Origin of the sequence: Streptomyces sp. NPDC007856 (assembly GCF_042868225.1) — a bacterium.
Lineage (GTDB): Bacteria > Actinomycetota > Actinomycetes > Streptomycetales > Streptomycetaceae > Streptomyces.
Window position 1 is genome coordinate 1 of sequence record NZ_JBIAEC010000028.1, and the last position, 16,728, is coordinate 16,728.

The window sequence follows — 16,728 nt, forward strand, 5'->3', positions numbered from 1 at the left end:
GCGAGAACGATCGCCAGCATCAGCACTTTGTTGCTCGTGAGATCCATGGGCTGTTACCTGCCTGCGCTCTCCGCCCGGCGCCGCCCGCGCTTCGTTGCGAGGGCTTGCCCGGGGCTTTCCTTGGCCTTTGACCCGACTTTCCGGTGGGGAGTGAACCTCTCTCCCCAAGACACCGTCCTAGAGGGCGCAATGTCGCCGGATGCCCGATCGGGCCCGGGTTCAAGGTCTCTCGCAGAACTACGGGATGCGATGTCTGTCAGGATAGATGGGGAAATGTCGGGCGGGGTTCCGAGCCGATCAAGCCGGGCGCGGCGCATACTGCGCGGCCCGCGTCCCGAGGCCGTCCCCGTGCTCGTCGGCAGGGCGGCCGCCCTCGTGGGCGTCCTGGACATTGCGGCGGGTGTGTTCCCGCGCTTTCGTCACAGCCGTATGCACGCCATCGCCGAGGTGCTGCCGGGCTCGTTCGGGCCCTTCGCGGCCGCGCTCTCGCTGAGCGCCGGTGTGCTGCTGCTGTTGCTCGCGCACGGGCTCAAACGGCGCAAGCGCCGGGCGTGGCGGGCCGCGGTCGCGCTGCTGCCGGCCGGCGCGGCGGCGGAGTTCGCGTACCGGCACTCGGTCGTCGGCATGCTCATCGCGGTGGCACTGCTCGTGCCCCTGCTGGTCCACCGCGACGAGTTCGCGGCGCTGCCCGATCCGCGCAGCAGGTGGCGGGCGCTCGCGAACTTCATCCTCATGAGCGCCAGTTCTCTCGTCCTCGGACTCATCATCGTCAGCGTCCACCCGCACCGGACCATCGGCGACCCGAGCCTGGCCGACCGGCTGACACACGTCGTCTACGGCCTGTTCGGCTTCGAGGGCCCGGTCGACTACCAGGGCAACACGTCCTGGACCGTCGCCTTCTCCCTCGGCGCCCTCGGCTGGATCACCGCCGCCACCACGATCTACCTGGCCCTCCGCCCCGAGCACCCGGCCGCCCGTCTCACCGAGGAGGACGAGGCCCGGCTGCGCGCCCTGCTGGAGAAGCACGGCGGGCGCGACTCGCTCGGCCACTTCGCGCTGCGCCGCGACAAGGCGGTCGTCTTCTCGCCCAGCGGCAAGGCGGCGGTCACCTACCGCGTCGTCTCTGGGGTGATGCTCGCCAGCGGCGACCCCATCGGTGACGTCGAGGCCTGGCCCGGCGCCATCGAGCGCTTCATGGACGAGGCCAAGGCGCACTCCTGGACGCCCGCCGTCATGGGCTGCTCGGAGACCGGCGGCGAGGTGTGGACCCGGGAGACCGGCCTGGGCGCCCTGGAACTGGGCGACGAGGCGGTGGTGGACGTCGCGGATTTCTCGCTCGCCGGACGCGCGATGCGCAACGTACGGCAAATGGTCAAGCGCATCGAGCGAGCCGGCTACGAAACCCGGGTGCGGCGCATCCGTGACCTCGGCGACGCCGAACTGGAACGCATCCGCCGGGCGGCGGAGGACTGGCGCGGCACCGACACCGAACGCGGCTTCTCCATGGCGCTCGGCCGCGTCGGCGACCCCGCCGACGGCGACTGCCTGATCGCCACCGCCCACAAGCAGGACGACGAACCCGGCGAGTACGGCGACCTGAAGGCGGTCCTGCACTTCGTGCCCTGGGGCGAGGACGGCGCCTCGCTGGACCTGATGCGCCGTGACCGCAGCGCCGACCCCGGCATGAACGAGCTGCTGATCGTCGCCGCCCTCCAGGCCGCACCGAAGTTCGGCATCACCCGGGTCTCGCTGAACTTCGCGATGTTCCGCTCCGCCCTCGCACGCGGCGAGAAGATCGGCGCCGGCCCGGTGCTGCGCGCCTGGCGCGGGCTGCTGGTCTTCCTCTCGCGCTGGTTCCAGATCGAGTCGCTGTACAAGTTCAACGCCAAGTTCCAGCCCCGGTGGGAACCCCGCTTCGTGGTCTACCGGAACAACGCCGACCTGCCCCGCATCGGCTTCGCCGCCATGCAGGCGGAGGGCTTCGTCAACATCGCCCTGCCGCTCCCGCGCTTCCTGCGCCGGCGCAGGGCGGCCGCCGAGCGCCCCTGCGCGCACGCCGTGGCGGAACGGGACGTCCGCGCGGCCTGAGCGCCGCGGGACGACATCAGGACCGCAGGACAGAGCGGTCCGGCCGAGGACGGGCCCGGGCGGGCGCCCCACCCCCTCCAGCACCGGGGGGCTCCCGCCCGGGCCGCCTCGCATTCCAGGCGCCCTCCTGGGCCTACGCTGAACGTATGAACAACCTCAGCGGGCGCGGCCGGGTCGCCGGCCTTCCGGTATGGGACCGGTGCGCGGTCATGGGTGTCGTCAACGTGACCCCCGATTCCTTCTCCGACGGCGGCCGCTGGTTCGACACGACCGCCGCCGTCAAGCACGGCCTGGACCTCGTCGCCGAGGGCGCGGACCTGGTCGACGTCGGCGGCGAGTCCACCCGCCCCGGCGCCACCCGGGTGGACGCGGCCGAGGAACTCAGGCGCGTCATCCCGGTCGTCCGGGGCCTCGCCTCCGAAGGCGTCGTCGTCTCCGTCGACACCATGCGCGCCTCCGTCGCCGCACAGTCCCTCGCGGCCGGCGCCGCCCTCGTCAACGACGTCAGCGGCGGGCTCGCCGATCCCGCGATGATCCCGGTGGTCGCCGACACGGGTGCCCCGTTCGTCGTCATGCACTGGCGCGGCTTCCTGCACGGCGGCAACGTGAAGGGCGCCTACGAGGACGTCGTCACCGAAGTCGCGGACGAACTGCACGCACGCGTGGAGGCCGTGCTGGCCGGCGGCATCGCCCCCGACCGCATCGTCGTCGACCCCGGCCTCGGCTTCTCCAAGGAGGCCGAACACGACCTCACCCTCCTCGCCCACCTCGACCGCCTGCGCGCCCTCGGCCACCCGCTGCTCGTGGCCGCCTCCCGCAAGCGGTTCCTCGGCCGGGTCCTCGCCGGCCCGGAGGGCGCGCCCCCGCCGGCCCGGGAGCGCGACGCCGCCACCGCCGCCGTCTCCGCACTCGCGGCGCACTCCGGCGCGTGGGCGGTGCGCGTACACGAGGTACGCGCCACCGCGGACGCGGTCCGGGTCGCACGCGCCGTGGAGGGAGCGCGTACGGCGGGCTCAGCGCCGGACGCGCTCAGCGAGCGCGGGGCGCGTGAAGCGGGAAACACTCCGAGCGCCGAGCGCGAGCCCGGGGTGTGCGGCAGTGGGCGCACGCCCGGCACCAGTGATGAGCAAGGGGCGGAAGGAGCCCGGTGAGCGCCCCTCATACCGATGTCGAACAGGTGGAGGCCGCCAACACCGCCTTCTACGAGGCGATGGAACGCGGTGACTTCGATGAGCTGTCGTCCCTCTGGCTCACCCCTGCCGACCTGGGCGTGGACGAGGAGTACCACGACCCGGCGGACACCGGCGTGGTCTCCTGCGTACACCCCGGCTGGCCGGTGCTCACCGGCCGCGGCGAGGTCCTCAGGTCGTACGCCCTGATCATGGCCAACACCGACTACATCCAGTTCTTCCTCACCGACGTGCATGTCTCCGTCACCGGCGACACCGCGCTCGTCACCTGCACCGAGAACATCCTCAGCGGCGGCCCCGCCCCCGAGGACGGCGCGGAGCTGGGACCGCTCGTCGGTCAGCTCGTCGTCGCCACGAACGTGTTCCGGCGCACACCCGCCGGCTGGAAACTCTGGTCGCACCACGCCTCCCCCGTGCTGGCCGAGACCGCCGAGGACGAGGAGCCCGGCGCCGACGGCGTGAACCCGGACGACGGACCCCTCGCCTGAGCGGGTGGACGCTCCATGGGGCGAGAAGTGGTTGGAATCACCTCCCCCCGGGTAGGAGCCGCTACCAGCCCATGACACGGCCGGGTTTCCCCGGGGAAACCCGGGATGAACCCTCGTGATCCCGGCCCGGGCCAGCGCCCCGCGGCCCGGCTTTGTCAGTGCACGCAGGTAGATTCGTCTGAGGACGGCGTGCCGCCCGCACGTGGTACGGACCGGTCCTTCCCGACGATTGCAGGAGTGATTCGCGTGGATCGTGTCGCGCTGCGCGGCCTCAAGGCCCGCGGGCACCACGGTGTGTTCCCCAAGGAGCGCGAGGAGGGCCAGACCTTCATCGTGGACCTCGTCCTGGGGCTGGACACCCGGCCGGCGGCGACCGACGACGACCTGGCGAAGACCGTCCACTACGGCATCGTGGCCGAGGAGGTCGTGGCCGTGATCGAGGGTGAACCGGTGAACCTCATCGAGACCCTCGCAGAGCGGATCGCCCAGACCTGCCTGAAGCACGAAGGGGTGCACGAGGTCGAGGTCTGCGTCCACAAGCCGGACGCGCCGATCACCGTCCCCTTCGACGACGTGACCGTCACCATCACCCGGAGCCGAGTATGACCCGATCCTTCCTGCAGGGTCACAGCGACCCGACCGTCCAGCCGGTGCCCGCCTCGGTCGTCGAGAAGGTGGACGCCGCCGACACGACCCTCCAGAACCCGAAATGGGCCGTCATCTCCATCGGCTCCAACCTCGGCAACCGCCTGGAGACCCTCCAGGGCGCCGTCGACGCGCTGGAGGACACCCCCGGTGTCCGCGTGAAGGCCGTCTCCCCGGTGTACGAGACCGAGCCCTGGGGCGTGGCACCCGGCAGCCAGCCGTCGTACTTCAACGCGGTCGTGGTCCTCAAGACCACCCTCCCCCCGGCCTCCCTGCTGGAGCGGGCCCACGCCATCGAGGAGGCGTACAAACGCGTCCGCGACGAGCACTGGGGGCCACGCACCCTGGACGTCGACATCGTCGCCTACGCCGACGTCATCTCCGACGACCCCCGGCTCACCCTGCCGCACCCGCGCGCCCACGAGCGCGCCTTCGTGCTCGCCCCCTGGCACGACGTGGACCCGCAGGCCCAGCTGCCCGGCCGCGGTCCGGTGGCCGAACTGCTGTCGGCCGTCACCCGTGCGGGCGTCGAGCCCCGCGCGGACCTGGAACTCCGACTGCCTGAATAGTCGTTAAGGTCAAGACGACTCGAACGACAAGGTCGAGCCGACCGCAGTCCGGACCGGTCCGGGGGAGCTGAAGGGACACCGTGAGAGAGCTGCGCATCAGGGTGCTGGCGGGCGTGTTCGTCGTGGCCGGGATCCTGTCCTGGGCGGGCGCCCGCCTCTGGAACTCGATCGGGACCCTGCCCAGCGTCCCCCTGGCCGCCCCCATCGTGCTCGCCCTGATCGCGGTGGTCCTGCTCTCGACGGCGCTGTCGCTGCGCGCCCGCCTCAAGGCCCAGCGCGAGCGCCGCCCCGGCGCGAAGGGCGTCGACCCCCTGATGGCCGCCCGCGCGGTGGTCTTCGGCCAGGCCAGCGCCCTGGTCGCCGCCCTCGTGGCCGGCATGTACGGCGGCACGGGCGTCTTCCTGCTGGAGCTGCTGGACATCCCCGCGCGCCGCGACCAGGCCGTCTACGCCGGCTTCTCGGTCCTGGCCGGCATCGGTGTCATAGCGGCCGCCCTGTTCCTGGAGCGGGTGTGCAAACTCCCGGAGGACGAGGACCAGAACCCCCCGGGAGCGGAACCGGCCGCGTGACGGCCGGTTTCGGCAAGCACGGGTTCAGCGCGCCATGATCAGGCTCATGGCCTCGTTCCGCGTCGCCGCATCCCGCAGCTGCCCGCGCACGGCGGACGTTATGGTCTTCGCGCCCGGCTTGCGGATGCCGCGCATGGACATGCACATGTGCTCGCACTCGACGACCACGATGACGCCCCGCGGCTCCAGCATCTCCATCAGGGAGTCCGCGATCTGCGTGGTGAGTCGTTCCTGCACCTGCGGTCGGCGGGCGTAGACGTCCACCAGACGGGCCAGCTTGGACAGGCCGGTGATCTTCCCGGTGACGGACGGGATGTAGCCGACGTGGGCAACGCCCCGGAACGGGACCAGATGGTGCTCACAGGTCGAGTACACCTCGATGTCCTTCACCAGCACCATTTCGTCGTGCCCGAGGTCGAACGTCGTCGTCAGCACGTCCTCGGGCCGCTGCCACAGGCCCGCGAAGATCTCCTTGTAGGCCCGCGCCACTCGCGCCGGCGTCTCCCTCAGGCCCTCCCGGTCCGGGTCCTCGCCGACCGCCATCAGCAATTCCCGTACGGCATTTTCGGCGCGCTTCTCGTCGAATTCGCCGATGGGGGCCTCGTCGCCGTCCAGCGTCACCGGGTCGGTCATCTGGTTCCTCGCTCCTGTACCTCGCGCGCGTGGCGGCGGCCACGCGTCTGTGTGCGGACATACGAACGCCGCGCCCTCCAGGCTAAAACCTGATGGGCGCGGCGTTCATTCCAGGCCGTTTGGCCGAAACGCGATCAGTTCTCCGGGCGGTCCTCCGGGGTCTTGTCCGTCGCCGGGGCAGGCTCCGCGGCGGTGGACTTGACCGTGCTGATCGCGGCCGTCGCGCCGTTCGCACCGTTCGTCAGTGCCAGCTCCTTCGGGGAGAGCACCGGCGGGCGGGTGGACGGGGTGCGGCGGGAGGAGCCGGTCCAGGCGGGCCGCGGCGGGCGCTTGACGATCGGGGCGAAGATCTCGGCGATCTCCTCCTTGCCCAGGGTCTCCTTCTCCAGCAGGTGGAGGACGAGCTGGTCGAGCACGTCGCGGTTCTCGACCAGGATCTCCCAGGCCTCGTTGTGCGCGGTCTCGATGAGCTTCTTGACCTCTTCGTCGACCAGCGCGGCGACCTCTTCCGAGTAGTCGCGCTGGTGAGCCATCTCACGGCCGAGGAAGGGCTCGCTGTTGTCGCCGCCGAACTTGATGGCGCCGAGCCGCTCGGTCATGCCGTACTGGGTGACCATCGCGCGGGCCAGGTTGGTGGCCTTCTCGATGTCGTTCGCGGCGCCGGTGGTCGGGTCGTGGAAGACCAGTTCCTCGGCGGCGCGGCCGCCCAGCATGTAGGCGAGCTGGTCGAGCATCTCGTTGCGCGTGGTCGAGTACTTGTCCTCGTCGGGCAGGACCATCGTGTAGCCGAGGGCGCGGCCGCGGGACAGGATCGTGATCTTGTGGACCGGGTCGGAGTTCGGCGAGGCCGCCGCGACCAGGGCGTGACCGCCCTCGTGGTACGCGGTGATCTTCTTCTCCTTGTCCGACATGATCCGGGTCCGCTTCTGCGGGCCCGCGACCACGCGGTCGATCGCCTCGTCGAGCGCTCGGTTGTCAATCAGCTTCTGGTCGCCTCGGGCCGTCAGCAGCGCGGCCTCGTTGAGGACGTTCGCCAGGTCGGCGCCGGTCATACCAGGGGTGCGGCGGGCGACGGCGGCCAGGTCGACGTCGGGCGCGACCGGCTTGCCCTTCTGGTGGACCTTGAGGATCTCCAGGCGGCCCTGCAGGTCCGGCGGGTCGACCGCGATCTGGCGGTCGAAGCGGCCGGGGCGGAGCAGTGCCGGGTCGAGGATGTCGGGGCGGTTCGTGGCGGCGATGAGGATCACGCCGCCCTTGACGTCGAAACCGTCCATCTCGACGAGCAGCTGGTTCAGGGTCTGCTCGCGCTCGTCGTGACCACCGCCGAGGCCGGCGCCGCGGTGGCGGCCGACCGCGTCGATCTCGTCGACGAAGACGATCGCCGGGGCGTTCGCCTTGGCCTGCTCGAACAGGTCACGGACCCGGGAGGCACCGACACCGACGAACATCTCGACGAAGTCGGAGCCGGAGATCGAGTAGAAGGGGACGCCCGCCTCGCCGGCCACGGCGCGGGCGAGGAGCGTCTTGCCGGTACCCGGGCGGCCGTAGAGCAGCACGCCCTTGGGGATCTTGGCGCCGACGGCCTGGAACTTGGCCGGCTCCTGGAGGAACTCCTTGATCTCGTGGAGCTCCTCGACGGCCTCGTCGCAGCCGGCGACGTCGGAGAAGGTCGTCTTCGGGGTGTCCTTGGTGATGAGCTTGGCCTTGGACTTGCCGAAGTTCATCACCCGGGAGCCGCCGCCCTGCATCTGGTTCATCAGGAACAGGAAGACGACGACGATCAGGACGAAGGGCAGCAGGGAGAGCAGGACGCCGACGAACGGGTTCTGCTTGGACGGCGACACGGTGTAGCCGTCCGGGATCTGCTTGTCCTGGTACTTGGTCTGCAGGATGCCGGCGACGGTCTCGCCCTGACGATCGATGTAGCTCGCCTGGATCTTCGAGCTGCCGTCGATCTTCTGACCGTCCTTGAGGGTGACCTTGATGGTCTGCTCGTCGCCGGTGGTCAGCTTGGCCGACTGGACCCTGTTGTCATTGATCGCCGCGACGACCTGGCCGGTGTCCACCGTCTTGTAGCCGCCGGACGAGCCGACGACCTGCATCAACACGACCACGGCAAGGACGGCCAGCACGATCCACATGACCGGCCCACGGAAGTATCGCTTCACGTCCATCCATACGGAGCGGTGCCGCCCCGTCCCTCCTGCCATAGTGAGTTTGATAAGACAGTTCTTCTGACGGTACCCCAGTGTGGTGGTCCGAAGCCGCACGAAGTCCGCTTCGGACGGCCGGGGAGCCCGTCTCTGCATGCTTCAACGCCCTGGAACCCGCCGGGGTTCCCGATCGTCCTACAAGGCTTGAGCCGAGTGGCTCACATCACCCGGTACGGCTCAGCCACCGTAGACGTGAGGCGCGAGCGTACCGACGAACGGCAGGTTCCGGTACTTCTCGGCGTAGTCGAGGCCGTAGCCGACGACGAACTCGTTCGGGATGTCGAAACCGACCCACTCGACGTCGATGGCGACCTTGGCGGCGTCCGGCTTGCGCAGCAGCGTGCACACCTTCAGCGAGGCGGGCTCGCGGGAGCCGAGGTTGTTGATCAGCCAGGACAGGGTCAGGCCGGAGTCGATGATGTCCTCGACGATCAGGACGTGCTTGCCCTTGATGTCGGTGTCCAGGTCCTTGAGGATCCGCACGACACCGGAGGACTGGGTGCCCGCGCCGTAGGAGGACACGGCCATCCAGTCCATGGTGACGGGGGTGGACAGCGCCCGGGCGAGGTCCGCCATGACCATCACGGCGCCCTTGAGGACGCCGACGATGAGCAGGTTCTTGCCCGCGTACTCCGCGTCGATCTTCGCGGCCAGCTCAGCCAGCTTCGCGTCGATCTCTTCCTTGGTGATGAGCACCTGCTGGAGGTCGGCACCCATGTCTTTCGCGTCCACCCGCATCACTTTCGGTCGTCCCGCACTTACGGCCGCATGCACGGCCACCGGCTGCCCGTACCGGCCGCCGGAGGGTCGCTCCGCGGGGTCGGGATTCAGCCTTGCCGAATCACCAGTCTGCCACCCTGGCGCTGGGCGACGACTTTGCCCGGGAGATTGATGGCTCCCTGGCCGCGCCAGCCGGTGATCAGACGGTCGACTTCCTCGATGTGGCGGGCGAACAGCGAACCGGCCGGGGCACCCGCCTCGATGGCGGCGCGGCGCAGGATGCGGCGGCGTACGGCGGGCGGGAGCGCGTAGAGCTTGGCGCACTCCAGCAGGCCTGCGGCGTCACGGACGGAGGACTCGGCCTGGCTGGCCCAGGCGTCGAGGGCGTCGGCGTCGTCGCGGGAGAGCTGGGCGGTGCGGGCGAGTGCCTCCACGACGCGTTTGCCGAGGGCCTTCTCCAGGGCCGGCAGGCCTTCGTGCCGCAGCCGGGAGCGGGTGTAGGCGGGGTCGGTGTTGTGCGGATCGTCCCAGACGGGGAGGGACTGGACCATGCAGGCCTTGCGGGCGGTCTGCCGGTCGAGTCCCAGGAAGGGGCGCCGGTAACGGCCACCGGCCCCCGAGACCGCGGCCATGCCGGACAGGGAGCGGATGCCGGAGCCGCGGGCGAGGCCGAGCAGGACGGTTTCGGCCTGGTCGTCGCGGGTGTGGCCGAGCAGGACCGCGGTGGCGCCGTGGCGTTCGGCGGCGGCGTCGAGGGCGGCGTAGCGGGCGTCGCGGGCGGCGGCTTCGGGTCCGCCGGCGCGGCCGACGGTCACGGCGACGGACTCGACCGGGTCGAGGCCGAGTTCGCGCAGGCGCAGGGCGACCTCGTCGGCCCGGAGGTCGGAGCCGGGCTGGAGGCCGTGGTCGACGGTGACGCCCCCGGCGCGGACGCCGAGCTTGGGCGCTTCGAAGGCGAGGGCCGAGGCGAGGGCCATGGAGTCGGCGCCGCCGGAGCAGGCGACCAGCACGAGCGGGGAGGGGAGCCGCTCGGCCGTCCGGTCCTGGGGCGTGCCGAAGGCCTGCCGGCCGGGACCGCCGGAGGCGTGGTGGTTGTTGAGGATGTCGTGGAGGGCGCGGCGGACCGCCAGGCGTATCGCCGCGACCGCAGGATGGGGACCCATGTCCGGTTCCCTTCATGAAGTTTTCGGGGGGTGAGCCCGAGTCCGGTCACTCAGAGTGTGTAGATGGTGACAGAAGCGGGCGGTTCCCCGAGCATTGCACGCCTACGCATGGCTCACGGTCCCTCGGACGGGTGATTGGAGAGGCGTTCGCCTGCCGTCGGCCGGATTCGATTCACGACGTGTCCATGCCGCTCACGACTCGGCCTTGCGGTGCACCCGCGCGACCCAGTCCGCCGGTTTGGCGATCTCCGCCTTGGTGGGCAGGGTGTTGGGCGAGGTCCACACGCGGTTGAAGCCGTCGATGCCGACCTGCTCGACGACGGCCCGCACGAACCGTTCGCCGTCCCGGTACTGCCTGAGTTTGGCATCCAGACCGAGCAGTTTGCGCAGGGCGAGGTCGAGGCGGGAGGCGCCCTTGGCGCGGCGCTGCTGGAACTTCTCGCGGATCTCCGCCACGGTCGGTACGACACTGGGGCCGACGCCGTCCATGACGTAGTCGGCGTGGCCCTCCAGCAGGGACATGACGGCGGTGAGGCGGGCGAGGATCTCGCGCTGGGCCGGGGTCTGCACCAGGTCCACGAAGGAGCGGCCGCCGTCCTCCTCCTCGCCCTCGGGACGGCCGCCGGCGAGGGACTGGGCGGCCTCCCTGACGCGCTCCAGGAAGGTCATCGGGTCGACGTCGGTCTCCGCCAAGAACGACTGGATTTCGCCCTCCAGGTGGTCGCGCAGCCAGGGCACGGCCGTGAACTGGGTGCGGTGGGTCTCCTCGTGCAGGCACACCCACAGGCGGAAGTCGTGCGGCTGGACGTCGAGTTCGCGCTCGACGTGGACGATGTTGGGCGCGACGAGCAGGAGGCGACCGCTGCCGTTCTCACCGGCCGGGAGGTCGCGGGTGGCCGGGGCGAAGGTCTCGTACTGGCCGAGGACGCGGGAGGACAGGAACGACAGCAGCATGCCGAGCTCCACGCCGGTGACCTTGCCGCCGACGGTGCCGAGGACCGCGCTGCCGGGGCTGCCGGCGCGCCGTTCCTGCATCTTCTCCAGCAGCGGCCGGAGGATCTCGCGGAAACCGGCCACGTTGGCGCGGACCCAGCCGGGCCGGTCGACCACCAGGACCGGGGTGTCGTGGATCTCGTCGGTGCCCATACGAGTGAAGCCCCGGACGTGTTCCTCCGAGGCCTTGGCGTGCCGGCGCAGCTCCGCGACGACGGCGCGTGCCTCGTCACGGCTGACGTCGGGGCCCGGCCGTACGAGCCGTGTCGCGGTTGCCACCGCGAGGTTCCAGTCGACCATCCCGGGAGATGTGGTGCCACCGAAGCCAGTCATGTCGTCAACCGTACGGGACCGCTCCCGCTTGGGGCAGGCCATGAGGGTCGGTGGGGGCTGAGGGCGTCGGACGGGCACCTGGTGCGGCCGGCCGCGGCTATCCGCAGCCACACCCGGCCAGTGCCGTGGCCGTCTTGTCCAGGGCCGACTCGGCTTGCACGGGGTCTGTCGTGCCGGAGGCCATGAAGGCGAAGGCCAGGAGGCGGCCGTCGGCGTCGACGACCGTGCCGGCGAGGGTGTTCACGCCGGTCAGGGTGCCGGTCTTGGCGCGTACGACGCCTGCCGCGCTGTCGGTGTAGCGGTCGGCCAGGGTGCCGGTGAAGCCGGCCACGGGCAGCCCGGTGAGGACGGGGCGCAGGCCGGGGCGGCCGGGGTCGCCGGCGGTGACCAGGAGGGCGGTGAGGAGGTCGGCGGTGAGCCGGTCGTCGCGGTCGAGGCCGCTGCCGTCGTGGAAGGAGGCGCCGGACATCGGCAGGCCCAGCTTGGTCAGCCGTGCGGAGATCGCCCTGGCACCGCCGTCGAAGCTGCCGGGCTGGCCGCTGGTGAGGGCGGTCTGGCGGGCCAGGGCCTCGGCGATGTCGTTGTCGCTGTTGGTCAGCATGCGCTCGACCACGTCGGCCAGTGGAGGCGAGGAGACCGTGGCGAGGGTCTGCGCGAGCGTGCTCGCCTTGGAGGGGCCGGGTGGTGTGGTGGTGATGCCCGCGTTCTTCAGGAAGGCCGCGAACTTGCTCGCCGCGTCCTTCGCCGGGTCGCTCACGCGGGGCGCCGGGCCGCTGGTCGAGCCGTTGGTGCGGCCCTCGTCGGCGCTCAGGGCGCTGACCGGCGCGAGGTTGTCGTTGACGCCGATGGGGTGCACGGCGGGGCCGGAGTACAGGGTCGTGTCGTAGGAGAGCGTGACCTTGTGGATGCCGCGCTTGGCCAGGGCCTTCGCGGTGTCCGCCGCCAGTGTGCGCAGGCTCGCCCAGCCTTCCCCACTCTCGGCTTCGCTCGAGCCGGAGGTGCCCCCAGCCTGCGTGCGGGCGGTGAGGGTGGGGTCGCCGCCGCCGACAAGGATCAGTTCGCCGGTGCCGGGTTCGAGGGCCGCACGGGTGGTGAGGCGGTGGTCGGGGCCCAGCGCGGACAGGGCGGCGACAGCGGTGGCGATCTTGGTGGTGGAGGCGGGGGTGAGGGCCTTGTCGGCGTCGGCGGCGTACAGGCGCCTGCCGGTGGCGACGTCGACGACGGCGGCCGCGTGGGTGCCGCCCAGCGCGGAGGCGTCCAGGAGGGGCTTGAGGACGTCCGAGAAGACCTTTCCGCCCGGCGGGGCCTTCTTGGTGTCGACGGCGCTCGTCGAGCCGTCCAGGCCCATCAGGACGGGTTCGGCGCTCGGTGCGGGCCGGGGCGCCCCGACAGCCGTACCGGACCGGCCGTGATCTGCGCCACCTGTCCGCTCCAGGGCGGCGGCCCGGTCACGCTCGGCCGTACGCTGACCGTTGGCGTCCCAGGGGCCGGCTGCGGTCACCACACCGGCGGCCAGCACCAGGCCGGCGGTGGCGGCGCCCGCGGTGTACTGCCAGGTCTTCACGGGCCGCGGCAGGGCCAGGGGCCGGGACCGCAGGGCCCGCGTCAGCCGTGCGACCTGCGGCCTCGCGGCCGCCCCGGCCCGCGCCAGACGCGGTCGTACGGCGTTCGCGATCCGCTCCACCTGCGGTCTCGCGGCCCGCCAAGGCCTCAGCTCTGGCACGACCACCAGCCCCTTTCGCGATCACACACCTGCGTGAGGGACACTTAACCACCAGAACTATGTGCTGATCATGGAGGAGCCACCGGTGGAGTTCGACGTCACGATCGAGATCCCGAAGGGTTCGCGCAACAAGTACGAGGTGGACCACGAGACCGGTCGGATCCGCCTGGACCGTCGCCTCTTCACCTCGACCGCCTACCCGACCGACTACGGCTTCGTCGAGAACACCCTCGGCGAGGACGGCGACCCGCTGGACGCGCTGGTCATCCTGGACGAGCCGACCTTCCCGGGCTGCCTGATCCGCTGCCGCGCGATCGGCATGTTCCGCATGACGGACGAGGCGGGCGGCGACGACAAGCTGCTGTGCGTTCCGGCCACGGACCCGCGTGTGGAGCACCTGCGCGACATCCACCACGTGTCCGAGTTCGACCGCCTGGAGATCCAGCACTTCTTCGAGGTGTACAAGGACCTGGAGCCCGGCAAGTCCGTCGAGGGCGCCAACTGGGTGGGCCGTACGGACGCCGAGGCGGAGATCGAGCGTTCCTACAAGCGCTTCAAGGAGCAGGGCGGCCACTGAGCCCCGCCCTTCTCGTGGACGGGTCGTACGCGCACGCGTGCGGCCCGTTCCCGTCCACGCGCGCGTACGACCCGTCCGGGTCCTGTGCGCATACTGAGCCATACGGAAGGTGTCGTTCAGGGAGCGGTGCGAGGTGACGGAGGCGGAGGACCGCAAGCCCCGGTCGGACGAGGCGCGGTACGACCCGGAGATCACGTCCGAGTTCGCCATTCCCGCGGGTATCGAGGTCCCCGAGGGCGGCGGTGAGCCGGAGACCACCTCCGAGTTCGCTCTGCCGAAGGGCCTGGAGACGCCGCATCCGCCGAGTGCCGAGCCGGAGGCGTCGGCGTTCAGCCCGCCGAGCGCCTACAACGCCAAGGACTCCCTGACGGCGTTCACCCCGGCCACCGGGGTGCCGCTGGTCAGCCTGATCAAGGACGCGCCCTGGCAGGACCGGATGCGCACGATGCTGCGGATGCCGGTGGCCGAGCGGCCGGCACCCGAGCTGGTGCAGCGGGTGGAGGAGGAGGGCCCGGCCGTCCCGCGCGTGCTGGACCTGACCCTGCGTATCGGCGAGCTGCTGCTGGCCGGCGGCGAGGGCGCGGAGGACGTGGAGACCGCGATGTTCGCGGTGTGCCGCTCCTACGGCCTGGACCGCTGCGAGCCGAACGTCACCTTCACGCTGCTGTCGATCTCGCACCAGCCGTCGCTGGTGGAGGACCCGGTGACCGCCTCGCGGACGGTACGGCGGCGGGGCACCGACTACACCCGGCTCGCGGCCGTGTTCCGGCTGGTGGACGATCTGACCGACCCGGAGACCCATGTCTCCCTGGAGGAGGCCTACCGGCGGCTGGCGGAGATCCGCCGCAACCGGCACCCCTACCCGGGCTGGGCGCTGACGCTGGCCAGCGGGCTGCTGGCGGGTGCGGCCTCCGTGCTGGTCGGCGGTGACCTGATCGTGTTCGTCGCCGCCGCGTTGGGCGCGATGCTCGGCGACCGGCTGGCCTGGCTGTGCGCGGGGCGCGGGCTGCCGGAGTTCTACCAGTTCACGGTCGCCGCGATGCCGCCCGCGGCCATCGGGGTGGCGTTCGCGCTGGCGCACGTCGACGTGAAGGCGTCCGCCGTCGTCACCGGTGGACTGTTCGCGCTGCTGCCCGGGCGGGCGCTGGTGGCGGGCGTCCAGGACGGTCTGACCGGCTTCTACATCACCGCGTCGGCCCGTCTGCTGGAGGTCCTGTACTTCTTCGTCGGCATCGTCGCCGGCGTGCTGGTCGTCCTGTACTTCGGGGTGAAGGTCGGCGGCAAGCTCAACCCGGACGCGGCGCTCGTCATCAACGAACGGCCGCTGATCCAGATCGCGGCCTCCATGCTGCTCTCGCTGACCTTCGCGGTGCTGCTCCAGCAGGAGCGGTCGACCGTGCTGTGGGTGACGCTCAACGGCGGCGTGGCGTGGACGGTGTACGGCGCGATGCACTATGTCGCCGACATCTCGCCGGTGGCGTCGACGGCCGTGGCCGCGGGGCTGGTCGGTCTGTTCGGGCAGCTGCTGTCGCGTTATCGATTCGCTTCGGCGCTGCCGTACACGACGGCGGCGATCGGACCGCTGCTGCCTGGCTCCGCCACGTATTTCGGGCTGCTGAACATGGCCCAGAACGAGGTGAACAAGGGGCTGGTGTCGCTGGCCAACGCGGCGTCGCTGGCCATGGCCATCGCCATCGGGGTCAATCTGGGGTCGGAGATCTTCCGGTTGTTCCTGAGGGTGGGGTCCGCCGGGAAGCGGCGGGCTGCCAAGCGGACCAGGGGTTTCTAGGCGGGCGGTTACCCGCGCCCCTCAGTGGTTGCGGTAGCCGTACGGGTACTCGTTCTGGTCGTACTGGTTCTGGTCGTACTGCTGCTGCGGGTACTGCTGCTGCGGGTACTGCTGCTGCGGGTACTGCTGGTCGTAGCCCTGGTTCCAGTACTGCTCCTGCTGCTGGTTCCAGTCCTGCTGCTGGGGCTGCTGAGGCTGCTGGTACGGCTCCTCGTACGGCCGGCCGTAGGGCTGGTCCGCCTCGACGCGACGGAGCCTGGTCGTGGCGTCGTCCATGACCACCGGGGCCGGGCGGGACGCCTCCGGTGCCGGCTGCGCGGCTGCCTTCTTCCCCTTGCCGCGGGCCCGCAGGAACTCGATCGCGATCGGGACCACGGAGACGAGGACGATCAGGATGAGGATCGCCTCGACGTTGTTCTTGACGAAGTCGATGTTGCCGAGCCAGGAGCCGAGCAGGGTGACGCCCGCGCCCCACAGGGTGCCGCCGATGACGTTGAAGATCAGGAACGAGCGGTACCTCATGCCGCTGACGCCGGCGATGATCGGCGTGAACGTCCGCACGATCGGCACGAAGCGGGCCAGGACCAGGGACTTCGGGCCGTACTTCTCGAAGAACTCGTGCGCCTTGGTGACGTTCTCCTGCTTGAACAGGCGGGAGTCGGGGCGGTTGAACAGGGACGGGCCGACCTTCTTGCCGAACATGTAGCCCGCCTGGTCGCCGAGTATCGCGGCGAGGCAGATCAGGCCGATCGCGCCCCACAGCGGGAAGTGCATCTGATGCGAGGTGATCAGCAGGCCGCAGGTGAACAGCAGCGAGTCACCCGGCAGGAAGAAGCCGATGAGCAGGCCGGACTCGGCGAAGACGACGAGCAGCAGGCCCCAGATGCCGTAGGTGTCGAGCAGATAGTTGGGATCCAGCCAGCTCGGGCCGAGGGCGAGTGTCATCACGGGTCCGGGCTCCTGAAGGGGTGAAGGCGGCTACGGGGGTTGGTCTTCGAGCTAAGGCCGCACAAAGCTATCAACGTGATGTGACCG

15 protein-coding genes are annotated in these 16,728 nt (G+C 70.7%); 8 read left to right on the forward strand and 7 right to left on the reverse strand.

Going from position 1 to position 16,728, the window contains the following annotated elements; translation table 11 throughout:
- Positions 1–273 precede the first annotated feature (273 nt).
- The 6 genes from ACFYOH_RS39945 to ACFYOH_RS39970 all read left to right on the forward strand — a co-directional run bounded on the left by ACFYOH_RS39945 (position 274) and on the right by ACFYOH_RS39970 (position 5,549).
- The gene (locus tag ACFYOH_RS39945) at positions 274–2,088 is read left to right on the forward strand and encodes a phosphatidylglycerol lysyltransferase domain-containing protein (RefSeq protein ID WP_388636101.1); all 1,815 of its coding nucleotides are present in this window, start codon (positions 274–276) and stop codon (positions 2,086–2,088) included.
- 146 nt (positions 2,089–2,234) lie between these two features.
- The gene (folP, locus tag ACFYOH_RS39950) at positions 2,235–3,239 is read left to right on the forward strand and encodes a dihydropteroate synthase (RefSeq protein WP_388636103.1); all 1,005 of its coding nucleotides are present in this window, start codon (positions 2,235–2,237) and stop codon (positions 3,237–3,239) included.
- The gene (locus ACFYOH_RS39955; protein ID WP_388636105.1) at positions 3,236–3,766 is read left to right on the forward strand and encodes a nuclear transport factor 2 family protein; all 531 of its coding nucleotides are present in this window, start codon (positions 3,236–3,238) and stop codon (positions 3,764–3,766) included. The genes folP and ACFYOH_RS39955 overlap by 4 nt, the downstream gene beginning before the upstream one ends.
- Before the next feature lie 246 nt (positions 3,767–4,012).
- Positions 4,013–4,372 (forward strand): dihydroneopterin aldolase, encoded by a 360-nt coding sequence (gene folB / locus ACFYOH_RS39960; protein WP_388636107.1) that lies wholly within the window; start codon positions 4,013–4,015, stop codon positions 4,370–4,372.
- Complete coding sequence (gene folK / locus ACFYOH_RS39965) at positions 4,369–4,980, forward strand: 2-amino-4-hydroxy-6-hydroxymethyldihydropteridine diphosphokinase (RefSeq protein WP_388636109.1); 612 nt, start codon at positions 4,369–4,371, stop codon at positions 4,978–4,980. Before folB ends, folK begins: the two co-directional genes overlap by 4 nt.
- Before the next feature lie 80 nt (positions 4,981–5,060).
- A complete protein-coding gene (locus ACFYOH_RS39970; RefSeq protein WP_388636111.1) occupies positions 5,061–5,549 on the forward strand; it encodes a DUF3180 domain-containing protein in 489 nt (162 codons plus the stop codon).
- A gap of 24 nt (positions 5,550–5,573) precedes the next feature.
- Here ACFYOH_RS39970 and folE read toward each other — a convergent pair whose 3' ends face one another.
- The 6 genes from folE to dacB form a co-directional block, all read right to left on the reverse strand.
- Positions 5,574–6,182: a GTP cyclohydrolase I FolE gene (folE, locus tag ACFYOH_RS39975; RefSeq protein WP_388636113.1), complete on the reverse strand. Its 609-nt coding sequence runs from the start codon at positions 6,180–6,182 to the stop codon at positions 5,574–5,576.
- A 134-nt stretch (positions 6,183–6,316) separates the two neighbouring features.
- On the reverse strand, positions 6,317–8,356 hold the full coding sequence (ftsH, locus tag ACFYOH_RS39980; RefSeq protein WP_388636115.1) for an ATP-dependent zinc metalloprotease FtsH: 2,040 nt from the start codon (positions 8,354–8,356) through the stop codon (positions 6,317–6,319).
- Between the two features lie 216 nt (positions 8,357–8,572).
- Complete coding sequence (gene hpt / locus ACFYOH_RS39985; RefSeq protein WP_388636116.1) at positions 8,573–9,133, reverse strand: hypoxanthine phosphoribosyltransferase; 561 nt, start codon at positions 9,131–9,133, stop codon at positions 8,573–8,575.
- Between the two features lie 89 nt (positions 9,134–9,222).
- On the reverse strand, positions 9,223–10,278 hold the full coding sequence (gene tilS / locus ACFYOH_RS39990) for a tRNA lysidine(34) synthetase TilS (RefSeq protein WP_388636118.1): 1,056 nt from the start codon (positions 10,276–10,278) through the stop codon (positions 9,223–9,225).
- Positions 10,279–10,470: 192 nt separating this feature from the next.
- Positions 10,471–11,604: a zinc-dependent metalloprotease gene (locus tag ACFYOH_RS39995; RefSeq protein ID WP_388636120.1), complete on the reverse strand. Its 1,134-nt coding sequence runs from the start codon at positions 11,602–11,604 to the stop codon at positions 10,471–10,473.
- Between the two features lie 97 nt (positions 11,605–11,701).
- Positions 11,702–13,333, reverse strand: a complete 1,632-nt coding sequence (gene dacB, locus ACFYOH_RS40000) for a D-alanyl-D-alanine carboxypeptidase/D-alanyl-D-alanine-endopeptidase (protein WP_388636122.1) — start codon at positions 13,331–13,333, stop codon at positions 11,702–11,704.
- 79 nt (positions 13,334–13,412) lie between these two features.
- On the opposite strand from dacB, the gene ACFYOH_RS40005 reads away from it, so the two are divergent.
- Positions 13,413–13,904: an inorganic diphosphatase gene (locus tag ACFYOH_RS40005; protein ID WP_029381130.1), complete on the forward strand. Its 492-nt coding sequence runs from the start codon at positions 13,413–13,415 to the stop codon at positions 13,902–13,904.
- Positions 13,905–14,037: 133 nt separating this feature from the next.
- Positions 14,038–15,693, forward strand: a complete 1,656-nt coding sequence (locus ACFYOH_RS40010; protein WP_388636124.1) for a threonine/serine exporter ThrE family protein — start codon at positions 14,038–14,040, stop codon at positions 15,691–15,693.
- Positions 15,694–15,714: 21 nt separating this feature from the next.
- Here ACFYOH_RS40010 and ACFYOH_RS40015 read toward each other — a convergent pair whose 3' ends face one another.
- Positions 15,715–16,641 carry a DedA family protein gene (locus ACFYOH_RS40015; RefSeq protein WP_388636126.1) on the reverse strand — a complete coding sequence of 309 codons (927 nt, stop codon included), beginning with the start codon at positions 16,639–16,641 and terminating at the stop codon, positions 15,715–15,717.
- Between the last annotated feature and the right edge of the window lie 87 nt (positions 16,642–16,728).